General features: G+C 65.5%; 17 protein-coding genes and 2 pseudogenes. 4 read left to right on the top strand and 15 right to left on the bottom strand.

Translation table 11 applies throughout. The annotated features are described in order from the left end of the window. The first annotated feature begins 30 nt into the window (after window positions 1-30). On the top strand, window positions 31-705 hold the full coding sequence (locus ABIC44_RS00900) for a response regulator transcription factor (protein WP_307098147.1): 675 nt from the start codon (window positions 31-33) through the stop codon (window positions 703-705). Between the two features lie 69 nt (window positions 706-774). Continuing rightward, on the top strand, window positions 775-1,779 hold the full coding sequence (locus ABIC44_RS00895; protein WP_354293097.1) for an AAA family ATPase: 1,005 nt from the start codon (window positions 775-777) through the stop codon (window positions 1,777-1,779). A 217-nt stretch (window positions 1,780-1,996) separates the two neighbouring features. On the opposite strand, the pseudogene ABIC44_RS00890 reads toward ABIC44_RS00895, so the two are convergent. From ABIC44_RS00890 to ABIC44_RS00860, 7 genes and pseudogenes are all read right to left on the bottom strand, one after another. After that, a pseudogene (locus ABIC44_RS00890) lies at window positions 1,997-3,432 on the bottom strand (IS1182 family transposase). A 145-nt stretch (window positions 3,433-3,577) separates the two neighbouring features. Further along, window positions 3,578-4,225, bottom strand: a pseudogene (locus tag ABIC44_RS00885) (tyrosine-type recombinase/integrase); the annotation flags it as partial. A gap of 504 nt (window positions 4,226-4,729) precedes the next feature. Further along, window positions 4,730-5,704: a DUF6607 family protein gene (locus ABIC44_RS00880; protein WP_354293096.1), complete on the bottom strand. Its 975-nt coding sequence runs from the start codon at window positions 5,702-5,704 to the stop codon at window positions 4,730-4,732. Window positions 5,705-5,717: 13 nt separating this feature from the next. Then, a complete protein-coding gene (locus ABIC44_RS00875; protein WP_354293095.1) occupies window positions 5,718-7,892 on the bottom strand; it encodes a TonB-dependent hemoglobin/transferrin/lactoferrin family receptor in 2,175 nt (724 codons plus the stop codon). 223 nt (window positions 7,893-8,115) lie between these two features. Then, window positions 8,116-8,751, bottom strand: a complete 636-nt coding sequence (locus tag ABIC44_RS00870; RefSeq protein WP_354293094.1) for a L,D-transpeptidase family protein — start codon at window positions 8,749-8,751, stop codon at window positions 8,116-8,118. Between the two features lie 35 nt (window positions 8,752-8,786). Beyond that, window positions 8,787-9,752: a CDF family Co(II)/Ni(II) efflux transporter DmeF gene (gene dmeF, locus ABIC44_RS00865; protein ID WP_354293093.1), complete on the bottom strand. Its 966-nt coding sequence runs from the start codon at window positions 9,750-9,752 to the stop codon at window positions 8,787-8,789. Window positions 9,753-9,771: 19 nt separating this feature from the next. Then, window positions 9,772-10,047: a metal/formaldehyde-sensitive transcriptional repressor gene (locus ABIC44_RS00860; protein WP_309695678.1), complete on the bottom strand. Its 276-nt coding sequence runs from the start codon at window positions 10,045-10,047 to the stop codon at window positions 9,772-9,774. A gap of 80 nt (window positions 10,048-10,127) precedes the next feature. On the opposite strand from ABIC44_RS00860, the gene ABIC44_RS00855 reads away from it, so the two are divergent. Further along, the gene (locus ABIC44_RS00855; RefSeq protein WP_354293092.1) at window positions 10,128-11,024 is read left to right on the top strand and encodes a PEP-CTERM sorting domain-containing protein; all 897 of its coding nucleotides are present in this window, start codon (window positions 10,128-10,130) and stop codon (window positions 11,022-11,024) included. Here ABIC44_RS00855 and ABIC44_RS00850 read toward each other — a convergent pair. From ABIC44_RS00850 to hppD, 4 genes are all read right to left on the bottom strand, one after another. Next, window positions 11,014-11,373, bottom strand: coding sequence for a Rieske (2Fe-2S) protein (locus tag ABIC44_RS00850; protein WP_354293091.1), 360 nt, complete (start codon window positions 11,371-11,373; stop codon window positions 11,014-11,016). The two genes, ABIC44_RS00855 and ABIC44_RS00850, sit on opposite strands and share 11 nt — an antisense overlap. Next, window positions 11,370-12,002 carry a maleylacetoacetate isomerase gene (gene maiA / locus ABIC44_RS00845; RefSeq protein WP_354293090.1) on the bottom strand — a complete coding sequence of 211 codons (633 nt, stop codon included), beginning with the start codon at window positions 12,000-12,002 and terminating at the stop codon, window positions 11,370-11,372. Before maiA ends, ABIC44_RS00850 begins: the two co-directional genes overlap by 4 nt. Continuing rightward, entirely contained in the window at window positions 11,999-13,288 is a 1,290-nt protein-coding gene (gene hmgA, locus ABIC44_RS00840) for a homogentisate 1,2-dioxygenase (RefSeq protein WP_354293089.1), read from the bottom strand. Before hmgA ends, maiA begins: the two co-directional genes overlap by 4 nt. 101 nt (window positions 13,289-13,389) lie before the next feature. Then, a complete protein-coding gene (gene hppD / locus ABIC44_RS00835; protein WP_354293088.1) occupies window positions 13,390-14,451 on the bottom strand; it encodes a 4-hydroxyphenylpyruvate dioxygenase in 1,062 nt (353 codons plus the stop codon). A gap of 63 nt (window positions 14,452-14,514) precedes the next feature. Between hppD and ABIC44_RS00830 the strand changes: the two genes are divergently transcribed. Continuing rightward, complete coding sequence (locus ABIC44_RS00830; RefSeq protein ID WP_354293087.1) at window positions 14,515-14,985, top strand: MarR family winged helix-turn-helix transcriptional regulator; 471 nt, start codon at window positions 14,515-14,517, stop codon at window positions 14,983-14,985. Here ABIC44_RS00830 and ABIC44_RS00825 read toward each other — a convergent pair. From ABIC44_RS00825 to ABIC44_RS00810, 4 genes are read right to left on the bottom strand one after another with little or no spacing between them, the layout of a single operon-like run. Continuing rightward, window positions 14,964-15,971 (bottom strand): glycosyltransferase family 4 protein, encoded by a 1,008-nt coding sequence (locus ABIC44_RS00825; protein WP_354293086.1) that lies wholly within the window; start codon window positions 15,969-15,971, stop codon window positions 14,964-14,966. The genes ABIC44_RS00830 and ABIC44_RS00825 overlap by 22 nt on opposite strands. Further along, window positions 15,968-17,563, bottom strand: coding sequence for an alpha-amylase family glycosyl hydrolase (locus ABIC44_RS00820; protein WP_354293085.1), 1,596 nt, complete (start codon window positions 17,561-17,563; stop codon window positions 15,968-15,970). Before ABIC44_RS00820 ends, ABIC44_RS00825 begins: the two co-directional genes overlap by 4 nt. Next, entirely contained in the window at window positions 17,560-18,675 is a 1,116-nt protein-coding gene (locus ABIC44_RS00815; RefSeq protein WP_354293084.1) for a glycoside hydrolase family 130 protein, read from the bottom strand. The genes ABIC44_RS00820 and ABIC44_RS00815 overlap by 4 nt, the downstream gene beginning before the upstream one ends. A 36-nt stretch (window positions 18,676-18,711) precedes the next feature. Continuing rightward, window positions 18,712-19,344: a TetR/AcrR family transcriptional regulator gene (locus ABIC44_RS00810; protein ID WP_307099010.1), complete on the bottom strand. Its 633-nt coding sequence runs from the start codon at window positions 19,342-19,344 to the stop codon at window positions 18,712-18,714. Window positions 19,345-19,355 lie beyond the last annotated feature (11 nt).

The following is a 19,355-nucleotide window of genomic DNA, read 5'->3' as shown; positions in this document are numbered from 1 at the left end:
GCTCGATCCGGTCGTATAGGTTCGCGCCCGATGAGACTGCTGCTTGTAGAAGATGATGGAGATGTCGCCGAGACCCTGACCGCTTATCTGGAGCGGCAGGGTTTCGTCGTCGACCGGGCCGATACGCTGGCGATGGCGCAGGATGCGTTGCTGGACAATGATTTCGACCTGGTTCTGCTTGATCGCCTGCTGCCCGACGGGGACGGCGTCTCGCTGATCGGCTATGCCGAGGCGAAGAAGCGGCCGCAGCGTTTCCTGCTCCTGTCCGCGCTCGCCGGGATCGACGACAAGGTGACGGGGTTGGAACTCGGGGCGCATGACTATATCGCCAAGCCGTTCGAGCCGCGCGAGCTTGTCGCGCGGATCCGCGCGGCATTGCGCCATGACCTGCACAAAACGCGTGAGATGCGTCAGTTCGGCCCGATCCTGCACGATGTCGAGGGCGGCGGTTTCTTCGTCAACGATGCGCCCATGTCGCTGCGGCGGTCGGAGGCGCTGGTCCTGGCCGCGCTGATGATGCGCGACGGCGCGCTGGTCCGGCGCGAGACGCTGGAAACGCGCGTCTATGGCTATGACAAGTTCGTCAACGGCAACTCGCTGGAATCGATCATCTCGCGGTTGCGCAAGGCACTGGCCGCCAAGACCGGCGCGGTAAAGATCCTGTCGGTCCGCGGCGTCGGCTATCAACTGGTCGAAGGCGACTGACATGCAAGGCTGGTGCAAGCCGGGCGTGTCACCCCTTTGGCCTATCTCTCTCATTTGAGCCCCTTATCCATGCAGATGATCGATCAGGCCCAGGCCGCCCGCGAACAGGCGGAGGAGTTTCGGACGGTGTTCCGCGCCATCCGTGACCAGGTTCGTCGGATGATGGTGGGGCAGCAGGACGTGATCGACGGCGTCCTGACCGCACTGATGGCGGGGGGGCATGTCCTGCTTGAAGGCGTGCCGGGGCTGGGCAAGACGATGCTCATCAACTCGATCAGCCGGGCGGTCGACCTGCCGTTTTCGCGTATCCAGTTCACGCCCGACATGATGCCCGCCGATATCATCGGCACCACCATGCTGACCGAGGCCGAGGGGGGCGGCCATGAACTGACCTTCCAGCAGGGGCCGATCGTCGCCAATCTGGTCCTGGCCGACGAGATCAACCGCGCCACACCCAAGACTCAGTCGGCGCTGCTCGAAGTCATGCAGGAGCGGCAGGTCACGGTCGGCCGCCGCACGCTGAAGATGCCGGAGCCGTTCTGCGTCATGGCGACCCAGAACCCGGTCGATCAGGAAGGCACCTATCCGCTGCCCGAGGCGCAGCTCGACCGTTTCCTTTTCAAGCTGCTCGTGGGCTATCCGACCGAGGCGGAGTATCACGCGATCATCGACCGAACGACCGGCGGCGAGGCGGTGGCGATCGACCCGGTGACGGACGCCGCCACGCTATGCCGGTTGCGCGACGTGGTGCGCCAAGTGCCGGTGCCCGAAGTTGCGAAAAGCTATGCCATCCGCCTCGTGATGGCGACCCAGCCGGGCAGTGCCTATGCGCCGGAATCGGTACAACGCGGCGTGGCGCTGGGCGCGTCTCCACGCGGTGTCCAGAGCCTGATCCTCGCGGCCAAGGTTCAATGCCTGCTAGACGATCGCTTCGCCGTCAGTTGCGACGACATCGCGGCCGTCGCGCGTCCTGTTCTGCGGCACCGGGTCATCGTCAATTATCAGGCCTTGGCACGCGGCGATGGAATTGAGACTTTTATCGATGATATTATGAGGGTTGTGTTGCGGTCGTGAAGATATGCTTGCGGCGCCGGTCCGGTAGAAGCAAATGACTGCAAGTACGATCATTTGGGAGGGTGGTAGGACGCCATGCTATAAAATGCCCGGCGGCCGCAGGAAAGCAACGACCAACCCATCTTCCGGCGTGTACTGGGACAGGCCGTGTAAAAAGGGCTTCACAGCAGCTGGTCGGTATTTCCGGCACGGCGCGTTGAAGGTTGAGCGTTGACGCTCAACTCTGGATTGCTGCGATCATCGTCCGGACGCCGAGGATGGCGATCAGCCGCTTGAAGTTATAGGCTAGGATATGGAGGCTGGCCTCCGTTCTGACATTCTTGAGCGTTTTCGTTTGGAAGTGCGTCGAGCCCATCCATGCTTTCAGCGTGCCGAACGGATGTTCGACAGTCTGCCGGCGGATCCGCATGGCATCTGGCGCACGATCGAGGCGCCGCTCCATCGCCTCGACGACTGCCTCATGTTCCCATCTTTTGACCCGGCGTTCCTTGCCGGTCGTGCATTGGTCATGGAGCGCGCATGTCTGGCAATTCGAGCTCCAGTAGCTATGGAGCGTCATTCCGGCCTCGACCGAGGTGTACCGATAGATCAGGTCTTCGCCAGCGGGACAGCGATAGACGTTTTCCTGCTCCAGATAGACGAAGTCCTGCTTGCCGAAGCGACCTTGCGCCTTTGCGCCCGAGGTCAGCGGCCTGGGCACGAAGGCGGTAACGCCCATCCCCTCGCAAGTCCGGATGTCCTCCCCTTGAAATAGCCCTTGTCGGCAATGGCATCCAAAGCCTCCACCCCCATGGCGTCCTTGGCTTTCGCCGCCATGGGGGCAAGTTGCCCGCGGTCATAGCCAATGTTCAAAAGCTCGTGCGCGACGATGAGGTGGTGCTCGACATCGACGGCCGCCTGGAGATTGTAGCCGACGACGCTCGTGCCGCGCCCCGCACTCGCCATGGCGCGGGCGTCCGGATCGGTCAGCGACACCTGCTGATCCGGCGCATTCCGGACTTCCTCCTCACGTACCGCAAGATCGCGCAACTGCGCGCGCAACCGGGCGATCTTCTCCGTCAATCGCTTCGCCTTCGGCTCGGCAATATCACTTTCTTCGCGGTCGGCACGATCAAGCGCGTCGAGATACCGGTCGATATTGTCCTGCACCTGCTTCATCCGCGAGGCGACCTTGGCGGCGGTGTAGTTCTTGTCGCGGTTGTTGACCGCCTTCATCTTGCTGCCGTCGATGGCGACCACCGCGCGTGTGAACAGCCCCAATTGCCGGCACAGCGTGATGAACTGGCTGCACACCGCCCGGATCGCAGCGCCATTGGCCTGGCGGAAGTTGGCGATCGTCTTGAAGTCGGGCGCCAACCGCCCCGTCAGCCACATCAATTCCACGTTGCGCTGCGCTTCACGCTCGAGCCGTCGGCTCGACTGGACCCGGTTCAGATAGCCATAGAGGTAGATCTTGAGCATCGTCGCCGGATGATAGGCGGGCCGTCCCGTCTCAGCTGGCGTCATGCCCGCGAACTCCAGCGCCTTCAGATCCAGCGCATCGATGAACGCCTCGACCGCCCGCACCGGGTTATCTGTCGATACGTAATCATCAAGCGATGCAGGCAGCAGATAGGCCTGCCGACGGTCTTCCCCGTGTACGAAACGGCCCATGCCCAAGCCTCCCGAAACGCCAAAGAAGCATAGCAGATTCCGACGTTTTTACACAGCCTCGGTCGAAAGCTGCCGCAAATGGGACGACCCGGTTGCGGTCATTTGCGTTAGCCCGCTGGTCGCGCGTGAGCGGGCGTTTGTTCAGGCTCGCCTCGACGACGATGCGGTGCAACTGCCGCGTGCTGATCGGCTTGAGATAATTCTGGCCGGGGAACAGCCAGCCATCAATGTGCAACACGCCCTCCCGCCGACCGACCCTCCACCATTCCCGCAGCAGCGCCAGCAGACCGGCCGGCAGCATCGCGTTGCGATACCGTCCGCCCTTGTCGCGCTCGACCCGGAGCAGCATGCGTTCGCTGTCGATGTCGCCGACCTTGAGCGCGGCGATATCGGACGCGCGCAACCCAGGGGAATAGGGGACGGACAGCGCTGCCTGATGCTTCAAGCACGTGGTTGCCGCCAGCAGCCGTGCCACCTCGTCCTGGCTCAGCACCACCGGCAGCTTCCGCACCAAGTCCGGGCGGTCGAGCGTCTGCGCGAAGAAGAACCGCAGCGCCGACACGTTGGCGTTCATGGTCGGCGCCGGCACGCCCAGGTCACATTGCTCGATCTGGAAGCACCGCACCTATTCTGCCGTCGCGGTGTCGGGTGACCGCCCCAGGAACGTCGCGAACCGCCCGACGTCGCGGATATAATTGCGCTGCGTCTCATGGCCGAAACGGCGCAGATCCATCTCGTCGATAAGACGCGGGCGTGACGAGCTGACGGCAACAACCGGGGGAAGGATGGTCATGGCAGGACTCCCTTCGTGGAACCCCTATGCTCTGCCTGCCTCCTGAAACGCTCAACTGGCGCGTAACGCCCGTTCCATCACCTCAACCATGCCCCGCACGCCCTCCCGCGCAGCGGGTTCGTGCATCCCACCAAGCCAACCCAAATGATCCGATCAGTTTCAAAGGAGGTGGGGTTCCAGGTTGTGCATTGAATTGTGCACTAACCTGTAGCACAAGGCTGATCGGACGAACCAAGAACCGCGGATTTCCGTGGCTTTCGGCGCCGTAAGATATTGGAACGGAATCCCTTCACCCGCTCCATTCTGATAGGAATGGTCCTGCTCGGCAGATTTCCGATCGCCGGATGATGATCGCTGCAACGCGGCCCTGCCCCCCCCAAATTCAACGCCACACGCTTGGGCCGACAAAAGCCACGTCATCAAGCGGTTCGACCCGCCGGTCGGCAAACCGGCGGGTCGTGATCGACGGCAAAATGCGAACGGTCCCGGAATCCCGTCAGCCGATCACCCGATCCGCTTCGTATGTCCGTCGATCAGCGCGATGGCCTCGGCCGTTCCGGCGGCGTTGGTGATCTTGCCCGCCTGGATATCGTCGGCGATCGTCAGCAGGCGGCCGCTGATCACCGTGCCGGTTTCGGGCTCTTCCTGGATCGCGATCCCGCCCTTCGTCTCGGCGACCCGTTGCCATGCGGCCCGCACCGCCGCCCAATAGGCGCTGGTCTTCGCCCAATAGGTGTCCGCGGCCTTCACGTCATAGCCGTCGAAGCGCTCATAGCTGTTCAGCACCGATTCCTGGACGATGGGGACGAGCTTGCCGTCCTTCAGGCCCATCTTCGTATTGTCCTGCCAATGGATCCAGCCGGTCGGGGTCGGCTGGTGTCGATTGATCGCATAATAGCGGTCATAGACCGGATGGCGGACCGCATCGCGGCGGGCGAGGGGGCGCCAGGTCCAGTTCGACCGCCAGCGCCGGACGCCGGCTTGTGTCTCGAACTGGCCCCATCCGGCATAACGCGGGCTGTCGTCGACCTGATAGACGGTCTGCGACCAGCGTCCGGCGCGCATCCGCTCGGGCACGGCCTCCCACACCCATCGGCCCGGTCCCGCATAGACCAGCACGCGGGACGGTTGATAGTCCCAATCCTGCCGCCAATGCTTGATGACATGGGTCTTGCCGCCATGCTCGACGACCAGAAGATGCTGGAGCGCGATATGGTCGGGCGTGTCCGCGATCACGCGGACCACTTCGTTGCCGCCGGAAATCTTGCGCTCCAACGGAACATAGTCCGCCGCCCATGGCGTGGTTTCCTGCATGTCGAAGCGGACCTTGTAATTGCCCGCCATCGCCAGGATCTCGGCCCGGTCGGCGGCCTTGGCGGCCTGGGCCTCGGTCATGGTCTGCTTCACGGGGCCATCGGCATGAGCGGGAACGGGGAGCAGCGCGAGCGCGGCCAGCATCAGCATCGGACGGTTCATCATCGGGTCAGTCCTTTCAGAAGCGCAAGGAGAGCGACGCGCTGGCGTTGCGCCCCGGCTGGGTGAAGGCGGCGGGGGGCACATCGGCGGCGCCGGTGGGGAGGGGGCGCGGCACCGACAGGCCGCGCACATCGGACCACCAGGCATAGGTGGCGTTGGTGAGGTTGAAGATGCCCGCGCGCATGGTCAGCGTGTCGGTCAGCTTCGCGAACAGCGTCGCGTCGAGGATCGTGAAGGCGGCGGGTCGGAAACATGTGGTGGAGCACAGGCCGCTGGTGTCCCGCGCCGCCTTTTGCGCGCTGTGGGTCATCACGACCTGACCGCCGAAGCGCCCCTGGCCGGGTTCGCGCCAGCCCACCCCCATCACCAGCTTGAGCGGGTCGATCGTCGCCAGCGGCTTGCGGGTGCCGTCGGCGGCGATCTGGTTCCCTTGCGAATAGGAAATGGCGAGCTGGCCGGTCAGGCCGTTGCGGGCCCGCCCCTCGAACCGGGCTTCGGCGCCCTTCACGCTTGCGCGGTCGAGATTGATGAATTGGTACAGCGCCGGATCGCTGGGGGTGAAGCGTCCGCCCACCACCTCCTGGCTGATGAAGTCGCGGTAATCGGCGCGAAAGACGCTCGCCGACAGGTCCACGGCATCGCTGTTCAGCCGCAATCCGGCCTCGACCGCCTCGCTCGTCTCCGGGCGAAGGTTCGGATTGGGGATCGAGGTATAGCCGAAGGCGAGGTTGGAGAAGAACTGGTTGATCTGCCCCGGTTCGGGCGCGCGGAAGCCACGGGCATAGCTGGCGAACAGTCGCACCATGGGGGTGAGCGTGACGACCGCGCCGATGCGCGGGCTGACCCGGTCGGCCGATTGCCCGGCGCCGGTGAATTGCGGCAACAGGGGATCGCGCCGGGGCGACAGGCGATACCAGTCATAGCGCAGCGCCGGGTGCAGCGTCACCGGCCCGATGCCGATCGCGTCCCCGACAAAGGCCCCGGCCAGGGTGAAGTCGGTCGTCGGAAAGGCACGGGTCGGGAATGTCTCGCCCGATGGCGGCACGGTGCCGTCGCGGACGCCCCGCTGGCGCAGCACGCTGACATCGGCGCCCGTCACCAGCCGGTGGGTGATCGCCCCCGTCGAGAAGCCGAGCCGGACCTCGCCCGAGCCGCCATAGACCCGGTTCTCCAGCGTGTTGAGCCGGGTGCGGTCGGCCAGCGTCCGGCGGTCCTCGGCGCTGAACTGGCGATCCTCGGCATTCTGGACATAGGCGGCGGCGCGCGCGAACTCGATCAGGCCGGTCCCGTCATAGGTCCAGTCGAGCGTGCCGCGCCAGCGCTCGGCGGTATCGCGGGCCTGCAACCCGGCGACGCTGGTGTTGATCCCGGTGAGCACGTCGGTGGCGACGCGGTTGCCGAGATACTCGCCGGTCGCGCGCAGGCGGTGACCCGGCGCGACGTTCCAGACCAGCTTGCCGAGCAGGGCATTGGAGTGGCCGTCCTGCGGATTGGGCGCGGTGCGGGTTACGCCGGTGCCCTCGACATCGCCCCGGTTCTTCAGTTCGGAAAAGTCGCGCCGGGTATAGGCGAGCATGGCCGAAACCGCGCCCGATCGGCCCGCGACGATGCCCGATTGGGTGAACTCCTCGTCCGCCGAGTTATACTGGGTGCGCAGCGATCCGCCGAAGGATTTGTCGCCCAGAATGTCGACGGGGTCGCTGGTGACGAAGCTGACCGCACCCGCCAGCCCGTCGCTGCCATAGAGCGCCGAGGCAGGGCCGCGCAGGAACTCGACCGACTTGATCAGGCCGATATCGACATAGTCGCCGCGCCCGGCATCCTGCGCCCCGAAGCTGAAGCCGTAGGGTACGCGTACACCGTCGACCTGGATCAGCACGCGGTTGCCGCCGATGCCGCGGATGACGAAGCCTTCATTGCCCGCTCGTCCGGTCGATCCCGATGCGGCGCCGAAGCGGGTGGGCGCGCGGCGGACGCTGACGCCCGGTTCGAAGCGGACCAGATCCTTGATGTCGGTCGCCAGTTCGTCGGCGATGGTCTCGGCGCGTTTGACCGAGATGGTGACCGGCGCATCCCGCGCCTCGATCGGCGCGCGGGTCGCCGTCACGACGATGTCGCGCTGTTCGGTCTTTTCGTCAGCTTTTTCCCCGGGTTCCCCGATCGCAGCCATTACGGCGAGCGCCAGAAGCATATGACCCCTTTCATCTATTGCCTATCACTCGCAATAAGACGCTAAGGTGCAATTCTCAATGGAAAAATGCAAATGACTCGCATTATGGTCTACGAGCTAACACTAGGGGCGGTGCATCGCCAGTTGCGCGGATTTCGTGTCGCGTTTTGGTTTCTGACCAGAGGTATTTGGTGCAAGCTATTGAAATAGCTGTGATCTAATGGGGCTGTGCGGGAAATGCGTTTTACCCGACGATGCTCTGTCCCATGGCGAGCCGTTTGCCGTTGGTGACGATCACTCGGTCACCGATCCGCGTCGCGGCGAACAATTTGCGCGCAAAGGCGGTGGGCACGCCGACACAGCCATGGGTCGCATAGCCATAACGCACATCGCTGCCATGGATCGCCACACCGTCGCGGGTCAGCCGCAACATATAGGGCATGGGCGCATCATAGAGGTTGGACACATGGTCGGCGTCCTTCTCCAGGATGGGAAAGACGCCGAGCGGGGTCGGCATATTGTCCGCGCCATAGATGATGGCCGCCGTGCCGATCTCATAGCCGTCACGAAAGATCGACACGACCTGCGCGGCGAGGTCGACGGTAATCACCACCGGCCCCTGCGGCGCGCCACTCTCGTCCCACACGAAGTCGCCATGGTGCAGCGGTGCCTTCAGGTCGAGAATGCGGCGTACGACGAAAGGCGCGGGCGAGGGGCTCGGGCTGGGAGAGGGCGCGGGGGGACGGGTAGCCGCCGCTCGTGGCGCCGCCGCGACCTTCATCCGCGTGACGTCCGCATCGGCGGAATGCCGGATCAGCATCACGCCGCCACCCAGGGCGCCGATCAGGATCGCACCGGCCAGGATCTGCATGGGGCGCATGGACAGCGCTTTAGCAGAATGGCTTCAACGAAGCGTTACCGGATTTCGACCGTCACATGGCCGACCGCGGGCATTCCATCCAGGCGGCGATGGACCTCCGCACAATCCAGCGTGGTGCCGATCCCCTCGATCGACAGGACGACGGCATGGGCGGTCGGGCCGATCCGCCAGATATGGAAGTCATGGATCCGCGTATCGCCGGACGCCTCGATCCGCTCGCGCACTTCGGCGGCCAGCCTGGGATCGGCGGCGTCGAGCAGCACGGCGGAGGCCTGTCGCATCAGCCCGACCGCCCAGTTGGCGATGACCAGCGCGCCCAACAGGCCCACCGCCGGGTCGAGCCAGACCCAACCCAGATAGCGCCCCGCGACCAGCGCGACGATCGCCATGACCGAGGTCAGCGCATCGGCAAGGATATGGATATAGGCCGCGCGCATATTGGTGTCGCCGCCATGTCGGTCATGGGCATGGTCGTGATGATGATGCCCATGATGATGGCCGTGGTCATGCCCATGGCTGTGCCCGTGCCCGTGATCATGCCCGTGGCCGCCAGCCAGCATCCACGCGCTGATCAGGTTGATCGCCAGGCCCAGCACCGCGACCAATATGGCATCGCGAAACGCGACCGGATGCGGATCGCCCAGCCGGACGACGGATTCATAGGCGATGCCCAGTGACACGATGCCCAGCACCATGGCCGATCCGAACCCCGCCAGTTCGCCGACCTTGCCCGTGCCCCAGCTGTAACGGGGATTGGCGACATGCTTCTTGGCATAGGAATAGGCGAGCGCGGCGATCCCCAGCGCGCCGACATGCGTCGCCATGTGAAAGCCGTCCGCCAGCAACGCCATCGATCCGGTCAGATAGCCCGCGACGATCTCCGCGACCATCATTCCGGCCGAAAGCCAGACGACCGCCCGCGTCCGCCGGGCATTCTCGTCATGGGCATGGCCCAGATAATCATGGCTGTGGGCGGTCACGGTCGGGTCCTTCGGCAGCATCGGGTCACGGGATAGAAGTTCAGCGGAAATGGCGGCGGAGCAGCTTGGCCAGCTCGGCGGCGGCGGCGGTCCGCTCGGCATCGCCGAGGTCGGGGGCGGCGACATGGGCGTGGAGATGATCCTCGACCAGCTCGTCCATCAACCCGGCCACCGCACCCCGCACCGCCGCCACCAGATGAAGCGTCTCGGCACAATCGGCATCCGCCGTCACCGATCGCTCGATCGCCGCGACCTGCCCCGCGATGCGGCGGACGCGCGCGACGATCTTTTCCTTGCTGGTGGTGACATGCGCCATAACGCATAGGGGTATAGGGTATATCGGGCGGTTTCGCAAGACGGCTTGCCGGGGCGGCGTCGGTTCGGCCAAGGTGGCGGATGCAACGGCAGGAGGCGGCGGACGTGAAGGCATGGCGGCGATGGAGTATGGCGCTGACGGCGTTGCTGGCGGGGACGGCAGCTCTGCCGGTTCGGGCGGAGACGATCCTGTTCGTCGGCAACAGCTTCACCTTCGGCGCCCACTCGCCGGTCATGCGCTATCGCCCCGATCTGGTCCGCGACCTCAACAATGAGGGGATTGGCGGCGTGCCCGCGCTGTTCAAGACCTTTGCCGAAGAGGCGGGGCAGAATTGGACGGTCAGTCTGGAGACCTCGCCGGGCAAGGACCTGGCGTTCCATTACGAGCAGAAACGGCGCGAGATCGATGGGCGCTGGGATGTCGTGATCCTTCAGGATTACAGCACGCTCGATGCGCAGCGCCCCGGCGATCCGACCCGCCATGCCGAGGCGGCGGGGCTGATCGCGTCGATGCTCCGCCGCGCCAATCCGCGCGTCCGCATCGAACTGGTCACCACCTGGAGCCGCGCCGACCTGACCTATCGCACCCCCAGTCCGTGGCGGGGCAAACCGATCGACGCGATGGCGGACGATCTGGCGGCGGGCAATGCCTATGCCCTGCGTCGCAATCCGGAGATCGCGGGGGCGATCCCGGTGGGACAGGCCTGGAACCGGGCATGGCGCGACCGGGTGGCCGATCCGAACCCCTATGACGGTATCGCCTATGGTCAGGTCGATCTGTGGACCTGGGACCAGTATCATGCCAGCGCGGCGGGCTATTATCTGGAGGCGCTGGTCGTGTTCGGAAAAGTGACCGGCTACGACGTCCAGCGGCTGGGCGAGCAGGAGCGGGCGGGGCGCGATCTGGGCCTCGATCCGCGCGTGGTCGGCCGGTTGCAGGCGATCGCCCAGGCCGAGCTGACGCAAGCTATTCCGTGACGATCTTTCCGTCGCGGACGGTGACCGGCCAGGGGCTGAGCGCCTGCCCCATGCAGGGGCCGCCCAGGCAATGCCCGTCCTCGACCGCGAACAGCGCGCCGTGCCACGAACAGGCGATGCGCTCGCCGCCGGGGGTGAGGTAGGCATCGAGTTCCTGCGCCAGCGGCAGGCCCATATGCGGGCAGCGGTCGACATAGCCATGCACCATGGTGCCGCGCCGGACGACGAAGCCGTGGAAGCGTCCGGCACGCATCTGGATCACGAAGTTGCGCGCCGCGCCGTCCGCGATCGTCTCCAGCGGACCGAGCGTGATTCCGGCCGGGGTGGCGGTCAGGCGTTCGTCGCTCATGCCGCGTCCTCCTGCGCTTCGGGCGCGGCTTCGGGGGTGCGGCGTCGCAGCCGGTCGGCGGCAGCGGTCAGATGCGGGTAGGGGCTGAGGTCGACCGCGAACCGCTCGGCATTATAGAGCTGCGGCAGGACATGGCAGTCGGCCAGCGTCGGGGTATCGCCATAGGCATAGCCGCGCCCATGCCGCGCGATCAGCCCCTCCAGCGCGGCAAAGCCCTCCGCGATCCAATGGGCGATCCAGCGCCGGACCGCGTCGTCATCGGCCATCATGTCCTGGCGAAGCACCGTCAGGACGCGCAGATTGTTGATCGGATGGATGTCGCACGCGACGATCGCCGCCATCGCCCGTACCACCGCGCGCCCCGCCGGATCGGCGGGAAGCAGCGGCGGATCGGGATAGCGCTCCTCCAGCCATTCGAGGATCGCCGGGCTCTGGATCAGCGCGCCGTCTGGGCCGTCCAGCACCGGCACCAGCCCTTGCGGTTGCAGGGCGCGATACGCCTCCGCCCGCTGCTCCCCCGTTCGCAGGTCGTGAGACACGCTGTCATAGGAGAGTCCCTTCAGCGCCAGCGCCAGCCGGACGCGATAGGCCGCGCTTGACCGCCAATAGCCGTGGAGCGTCAGGCTCATGGCAGCCGGGCCTTGGGGAAGTCCTTCCACACCGCGTCATAGTCGAGCTGCGCGTGCGACAGGGCATGGGTGGTGGGACGATAGGGCCAGCAGCTTTCCACCATGAACGCCATCGTCCCCTCGATCCGGTGCGGCTTGAGGTCGGCCGCGCTCGCCGCCTGCCAGCTGGCGAGGTCGGGGCCGTGCCCCGCCATCAGATTGTGCAGCGACAGCCCGCCGGGACGAAAGCCTTCCGCCTTGGCATCATAGGCGCCGGTGATGAGGCCCATCGCCTCCGACATGACGTTGCGGTGGAACCAGGGCGGACGGAAGCTATCCTCCGCCACCATCCAGCGCGGCGGAAACAGCACGAGATCGGCATTGGCCCGGCCGGGCACGTCGCTGGGCGAGGTCAGCAGGGTGAAGATCGACGGATCGGGATGGTCGAAGCTGACCGTGTTGATCGTGTTGAAGCGCGACAGATCGTACCGCCACGGCGCCAGATTGCCGTGCCAGGCCACCACGTCGAGCGGGCTGTGGTCGAGCGTCGTCGTCCAGAGCGAGCCGAGGAACTTCTGGACGACCTGGGTGGGCTCGTCGCGATCCTCGAACCAGGCGACCGGCGTCTCGAAGTCGCGCGGATTGCCCAGGCCGTTGGCGCCGATCGGTCCCAGGTCGGGCAGGCGGAACAGGCTCCCATGGTTCTCGGCGATATAGCCCGAGGCCTCGCCATCGGGCAGCGCGACGCGGAAGCGCACGCCGCGCGGCACCAGCGCGATCTGGCCGGGCGCGATGTCGATCCGGCCCAGTTCGGTCAGGATCGTCAGGCGCCCCGATTGCGGCAGGAAGACCAGCTCGCCATCGGCGTCGACGAAGACCCGTGCCATGTCGCGGTTGCAGGCATAGACATGCACCCCCACACCCTCCAGATCGGCGGGGTCGCGATTGGCGAGCATCGTCGTCATGCCGTCCAGCCAGTCCGTCCCGGCGGACGGCATCGGTGCCGGGTCCCAGCGCAGCCGGTTGGGGGGCAGGGGGGCGTCGCCGGTGCCGGGCGCGAAACGCGGCGCGCCGTCATAGGGCCGATAGGGCGGATGCTCGGCGGTCGGGCGCAGGCGATAGAGCCAGGAACGGCGGTTTTCGTGGCGCGGTGCGGTAAAGGCGGTGCCCGACAGCTGCTCGGCATAGAGGCCGAAGGCGGGGCGCTGCGGCGAATTGCGACCGATGGGCAGCGCGCCGGAGACCGCCTCGGTCGCGATGTGGTTGCCGAAGCCGGGGATGTAGCGCGGGGTTGCCGTCTCGTTCATGATCCTCTCCTTTGTCCGGGCACTCTTACCCTCCACGCCGTCGGTCACGGCGAAGCCGCGCCCTGTGGCGTGGCCCCGCCGTGCTGGCCGGCCGATCCTGGTCAGGCGTCGACCGTAATCACCCCGCGCCGGATCTGGTCGAGTTCGATGCTTTCGAACAGCGCCTGGAAATTGCCGTTGCCAAAGCCCTCATTGCCCTTGCGCTGGATGATCTCGAAGAAGATCGGGCCGATCATATTCTCGGTGAAGATCTGGAGCAGGATGCCCTCTTCCCCGACATTGCCGTCGATCAGGATGCGGTTGCGCTTCAGCCGGTCCAGGTCCTCGCCATGGCCGGGCACGCGCTTGTCGACCAGTTCGTAATAGGTCTCGATCGTGTCCTGCAAACGGACGCCGCGCGCGCGCAGCTTTTCGACGGTTTCGTAGATGTCGTCGGTGGTCAGCGCGAGATGCTGGATGCCTTCGCCATTATATTCGCGGATGAATTCCTCGATCTGGCTCTTCTCGTCCTGGCTCTCGTTCAGGGGGATGCGGATCGCCTTGTCGGGGGCGATCATCGCCTGGCTGAACAGTCCGGTCGCCTTGCCCTTGATGTCGAAATATTTCTGTTCCTCGAAACCGAACAGCTTGGAATAGAAGCCCGACCAAGTCCGCATCTCGCCGCGACGGACATTGTGGGTCAAATGGTCGAGCAGGTCGAGCCCGACATTGTTCTCGGCCTCCGCCTGCTGCCAGCCCGCCACCTCGGTCCAGTCGGCGAACAGGTCGTCGCCCGCCTTTACCAGATAGAGATAGCTGCCGCCAATGCCCTCGATCGCCCGGGCGTCCGGGCTCAGGCAGCCGCGCGCCGCGTCGACCGGCACCGCGCCGCCCTTTACCGCATGGTCGAACGCCTCCGCCGGATCGGCCACGTAAAAGCCCATGCCGCTGGCCGAGGGGCCGTGCTGGCTGCGGAACTCGGCGGCCTGACCTTCGGCCTCGGCGTTGAGGAGCAGGGTGATGCGCCCCTGCTTGTAGCGGGTGATCGCATTGGCCGGGTGACGATGGGTGGGGACGAAGCCCATCATGTCGAACTGGCGCGCCAGCATGTCGGGCTCGGGGGTCGTGAATTCGCAGAAAGCGAAGCCGTCGAGGCCCAGCGGATTGTTCGGGGTGGTTGCCATGACGTCCAACTCCTGATCCAGTAACGTTGGAGACTAAATCGCAGACCGGAGAATTGGTGTCAAATGTTACGATCTCGCGAATTGCGGCTGGACGCCTTTCTGCCCTATCGCCTGTCGATCACCTCGAACCTGGTCAGCGACCATATCGCCAGCGCCTATCAGCAGCTGTTCGGGCTCACGATCCCGGAATGGCGGCTGATCGCGATCGTGGCGGAGGAAGGCGCGGTGGCGCAGTCGGCGGTGTGTGAGCGCAGCCGGATGGACAAGGTCACCGTCTCGCGCGCGGCGATCGCGATGGTCGGGCGCGGCTTGCTGGCCCGCACCGCGCATGACGGCGACCGACGCTCGCACCTGCTCGTCCTGACCGATGCGGGGCGAGAACTCTACGCAGATGTGTCGCCCAAGGCCCTGGAACTGGAAGAACAATTATTCTCCAGTTTTAGGCCGGAGGAGCTGGAGACATTCGTCGCCATGCTCCACCGGATCGACGCGGTCGCCCTGTCGCTACGCGATCAGCCCAAGATCGAGCGGTAGAGCGCCAGATATTCGTCGGCCATCCGGTCGACCGAAAAGCGGGTCGCCGCCGCCCGGCGGCAGGCGGCGCGATCGATTTCGCCGATGCGCGCCACCGCTTCGATCGCCTGTTCGACCGTATCGACCAGAAAGCCGGTCACGCCGTCTTCGATCAGCTCGGCCATCGAGCCCCGCCGGATGGCGATGACCGGCGTGCCGCAGGTCATGGCCTCGACCACCGACAGGCCGAAGGGCTCGTCGAAATTGATGAGGTGCAGGAGGGCAAAGGCCTGCCCCAGCGTCGCGGTCCGGTCCGCACCGCCGACGGGGCCGCGATAGACGATCCGGTCGCCATCGACATGGGGCTGCACCTCGCGCTCCCAATAGCCTTGATCCTGTACGATCCCGGCCATCACCAGCCGCCGGTCGGCCGCCCGCGCGGTCGCGATAGCCTCCGCCGCGCCCTTGTCGGGATGGATGCGACCGAAGAAGAGGAGGTCGTCGCTACCCTTTGGATCGAAGGGGAAATCCTCGATAGGGATGCCGTGGTGAATAGTCGCGGCATAGCGCAGATCTGGGTGCCGATCCGCGTCCGAAATGGCGACATAATGCACCCGATCCTGATAGGGGGCGTACATCGGCAGGATGCGCTCGGACGAAAAGCCATGGATCGTCGTGACCATCGGCGTATCGACCAGCCCCGAAAAGGCATGGGCCGGAAAATCGGCCTGATTGTGGATCAGATCGAACTCGTCCGCCCGCTCGAACACGGCGGCGAGATGGCGCATCTCCCAGACCTTGGCATCGATCGACGGGTCTTCCGAATAGGCGGCGGGCACGGGCCCGGCCAGCTTGGCTTTCGTGATGCTGTCCTGGGTGGCGAACAGCGTCACATCGACGCCGCGCGCGACCAGGGCTTCGGTCAGCAGGCTCGTCACCAGCTCCCACGGGCCATAGGCGCGGGGCGGGGTACGCCACGCAATCGGGGCAATCATCGCGATTTTCATGCGTCGGTATCGACTTTCAGGATCAGCCCCTCATTGGGGCGAAGCAGGGTGGGATCGGCGTCGGACAGCGGGCCGGACAGGGTGGAGAGCAGCGCCACGCCCGGCGGCAGCACGACCGGCGCCGGGGCGGACCCCAGGTTCAGCGCCACGACCAGCCGCCCGCCATCCTGTTCCCGCTCATAGGCCAGGACATCGCCGTCCGCCTCGATCAGCCGGATCGCTCCCGTGGCGAGCGCGGGCGTCATGCGCCGGAGCCTTAGCAGAGCGCGGTGGAGTGCAAGGATCGACGCGGGCTCCTCCAACTCGGCGGCGACATTGCGGCGCAGCCATTCACCGCCCAGCGGCAACCAGGGCTCGCCGGTGGTGAACCCCCCATGAGGGCTGTCGTCCCATGGCATCGGCGTGCGGACGGGATCGCGACCCAGCCCCAGTCCGGGCTCACGCAGTTCGCGGGGATCGCGGACCCGCTCGGGCGGGATATGGCCGTTCTCCATGCCGAGTTCGTCGCCATAATAGAGCGTCGGCGTACCGCGCAGCGTCAGCAGTAGCATGGCGGCGACCCGCGCCTGCGCGCGTCCGCGCTTGGTGGCGCTGCGCGGGCGGTCATGATTGCCCAGCACCCAATTGGGCCAGCCGCCCGGTGGCAGGGCAGCCTCATAATCCGCGATCATGCGGGCCAGTCCGCGCGCATTCCAGGGCGCATCGATCAACTGGAAATTGAAGGGCAGGTGGACGCCTTCGCCCGCCAGTCCATAATAGCGCATCAATCGCTCGACCGGCAGATAGATCTCGCCGATCAGCACCCGGTCGTCACCTTCGCGGCCAAAGGCATCGGCGATCGCGCGCATGTCGGCGGCGATGTCGTGGACCTCGGGCTGATCGGTCGAATGAAGTTGGAACACCCGGTTCATCTCGCCGGTCGCCGGGTCCCAGTCCGGGTTGAGCGGGTTGTCGGGAAAGCCGGCATGCTTGAGGATGTGCCACAGCACGTCGATCCGGAAGCCGTCCACCCCGCGCGCGAACCAGAAGCGCAGGACGTCGAGCATCGCCGCCCGCACCGCCGGGTTGCGCCAGTTAAGGTCGGGCTGCTCCTTCAGAAAGGCATGATAATAATATTGGCCGGTCGTTGCGTCCCAGGTCCAGGCTGAACCCCCGAAATCGCTGATCCAATTGTTGGGCGGTCCTCCGTCCGGCGCGGCGTCCTGCCAGATATACCAGTCGCGCTTGGGATTGTCGCGCGATGCCCGGCTCTCGACGAACCAGGGATGCTGGTCGGAGCTGTGATTGGGCACGAAGTCGAGCAGCAGCTTCAACCCGCGCGCATGCGCCGAGGCGAGCAGGGAGTCGAAATCCGCCAACGTCCCGAACCGGGGATCGATCCCGCAATAATCGGCCACGTCATATCCGAAATCCGCCATAGGTGACGGAAAGATCGGCGAAAGCCAGATCGCATCCACCCCCAGCTCGCCCAGATAGTCGAGCCGGTTCTCGATCCCGCGCAAATCCCCTATCCCGTCGCCATCGCTGTCCTGAAACGACCAGGGATAGATTTGATAGAGGACGGCCGACTGCCACCAGGGCCGTGCGCTCACTGGAACAGATCCTTGGGCAGCCGCGTCATCCGGCAGGCCAGATCGGCCTCACCGCTGGCCACCAGATAATGATCGCCCATATCGACGATGCCGGTCGAGAAGACGACCGGCGTGGGCAGGTACATCTGGTGCGCGATGGAGGCGGTGAGGCTGGGGTTCGCTTCCAGCAGCGGACACTCGTCCTCGATGCGCAGGATACGGGTCGGATCGTCCCTGTCGAATAGCGCCCAGAAGCTGCGGTAGATGCCCACCGACTCCCGCCGCTCGACGCCGTGATACAGGGTCAGCCAGCCCCGCTCGGTCAGGATCGGCGGCGTGCCGCCACCGACCTTCATCGCCGAGGTCGAGGCCTTGCGCGCGCGGATGCCGGGTGCCTCGAGCGGTTTCCAGTGAAGCCCGTCGGGCGATGTCGCGAAATTGATCGACGGACCGCCGACAAAGGGGCTGTCCTCGGGATAGGCGAAATAGACTTCGCCCAGCGGCCGGGTCAGCGCCATGAAGCGCCCGTCGACCAGCCCCTCGAAGAACAGCATGTCCTTGTTCTGATGGTCGAGGATGATCCCCGCCAGGCGATAGTCGAGCCCGTTGTCCGAAATGTGGAGCGTCGTCGAATGCCGCTCCGCCGAGACCGAACAGGTGGTCATGTACCAGCGATCGCCGACCCGGCTGATCCGCGCATCCTCGACCCCATAATCCTGCCATGAGGCAGCGGGCTCGATCGCCTTGTCGTAATGCACCGCCAGGACGGTCGCGCCGTCGGGGGAAAGCTCGACCGGCAACAACCAGGACAGCGAGGTCAGCGCCAATATGCGATGGGCCGAGCCGCGGATCGCGAACTGGCGCGGATCGGTCATGTCGACCCGGTCGATGGGATAGCGGTCGAGTCCATAGCCCGCCCCGGTCCAGCGGATCGCGCGGACATGATCGCCATCGACCGGGTTCGACAGCGCCTCCGCTACCCGGACCATCAGCAGCAGATTGCCATTGGCCAGCCGGGTCATGCCCGGATTGAAGGCGCCCAGGACATAGGTCGGCTCGGCGATGCCCCGGCGCAGCGGCGACCGGGACAGGTCGACATCGTCGGGGCGAAAGATCAGCAGGTCGTCGGACATGTGCCGCCAACGCCTGCTGTCATCGCCCGTTCCCGCTCATCCGGCGCTGGCGACCTTCAGGAAGACCGACCAGCGATGCTCGAAGAAGTCGCTGGGGTCCAACCCCGAAAAGGGATCGGGCAATTCGAACTGCATCCGGCGACTGGGGCCGTCGATCATGTCGGCGAGCAGGTTGAACAGTGCGATCGGCGTCTCGTCCGCGCGCAGCAGCCCGACCTTTTGCGACGCCTGGATACAGGCGATGATCGGATCGGACAGGACGCGGTCCCAGGTCGCGAAGCGCCGACGCAGTTCGTCGGAAAACACCGCTTCGGAGGTCAGGAAGGCGAGGAAACGAACCGTGTCGGGTTCGACGCAGAAGAAGAAGAAGCGGCGCGCGGAATTCTTCAGCCGCTCCAGCGGATCGCTGCCCTTGCTGTCTTCGACCATGGCCTGGTTGAGGCGATCCAGATCGCGCGACACCACCGCGTCGAGCAGCGCCATCTTGCCCGCATAACGCCGATAGATGGTGTGCTTGCTCACGCCGACGGAAAGGGCGATTTCCTCCATCGAGGTGCCCTCGATCCCGCGACGGCAAAACGCCTCGCGCGCGCCCGACATGATGATATCGTCGATCTGCTGTGCCTGCTCCCGGGTCGGGCGACCAGCAGTCCTTTTCGTAATGGCCATGATCCCCCTTC

The organism is Sphingomonas sp. 1185 (assembly GCF_040544655.1).
Lineage (GTDB): Bacteria > Pseudomonadota > Alphaproteobacteria > Sphingomonadales > Sphingomonadaceae > Sphingomonas.
This window is presented reverse-complemented; position numbering and strand designations above follow the sequence as displayed.

Coding starts and splice junctions, on each gene's coding strand:
- ABIC44_RS00815 (WP_354293084.1), bottom strand. CDS start 18,675: ATGTCCGACGACCTGCTGATCTTTCGCCCCGACGATGTCGACCTGTCC.
- ABIC44_RS00830 (WP_354293087.1), top strand. CDS start 14,515: ATGTTACGATCTCGCGAATTGCGGCTGGACGCCTTTCTGCCCTATCGC.
- ABIC44_RS00855 (WP_354293092.1), top strand. CDS start 10,128: ATGCAACGGCAGGAGGCGGCGGACGTGAAGGCATGGCGGCGATGGAGT.
- ABIC44_RS00860 (WP_309695678.1), bottom strand. CDS start 10,047: ATGGCGCATGTCACCACCAGCAAGGAAAAGATCGTCGCGCGCGTCCGC.
- ABIC44_RS00875 (WP_354293095.1), bottom strand. CDS start 7,892: ATGCTTCTGGCGCTCGCCGTAATGGCTGCGATCGGGGAACCCGGGGAA.
- ABIC44_RS00880 (WP_354293096.1), bottom strand. CDS start 5,704: ATGATGAACCGTCCGATGCTGATGCTGGCCGCGCTCGCGCTGCTCCCC.
- dmeF (WP_354293093.1), bottom strand. CDS start 9,752: ATGCTGCCGAAGGACCCGACCGTGACCGCCCACAGCCATGATTATCTG.
- hppD (WP_354293088.1), bottom strand. CDS start 14,451: ATGGCAACCACCCCGAACAATCCGCTGGGCCTCGACGGCTTCGCTTTC.
- ABIC44_RS00850 (WP_354293091.1), bottom strand. CDS start 11,373: ATGAGCGACGAACGCCTGACCGCCACCCCGGCCGGAATCACGCTCGGT.
- hmgA (WP_354293089.1), bottom strand. CDS start 13,288: ATGAACGAGACGGCAACCCCGCGCTACATCCCCGGCTTCGGCAACCAC.
- maiA (WP_354293090.1), bottom strand. CDS start 12,002: ATGAGCCTGACGCTCCACGGCTATTGGCGGTCAAGCGCGGCCTATCGC.
- ABIC44_RS00870 (WP_354293094.1), bottom strand. CDS start 8,751: ATGCGCCCCATGCAGATCCTGGCCGGTGCGATCCTGATCGGCGCCCTG.
- ABIC44_RS00900 (WP_307098147.1), top strand. CDS start 31: ATGAGACTGCTGCTTGTAGAAGATGATGGAGATGTCGCCGAGACCCTG.
- ABIC44_RS00810 (WP_307099010.1), bottom strand. CDS start 19,344: ATGGCCATTACGAAAAGGACTGCTGGTCGCCCGACCCGGGAGCAGGCA.
- ABIC44_RS00825 (WP_354293086.1), bottom strand. CDS start 15,971: ATGAAAATCGCGATGATTGCCCCGATTGCGTGGCGTACCCCGCCCCGC.
- ABIC44_RS00895 (WP_354293097.1), top strand. CDS start 775: ATGCAGATGATCGATCAGGCCCAGGCCGCCCGCGAACAGGCGGAGGAG.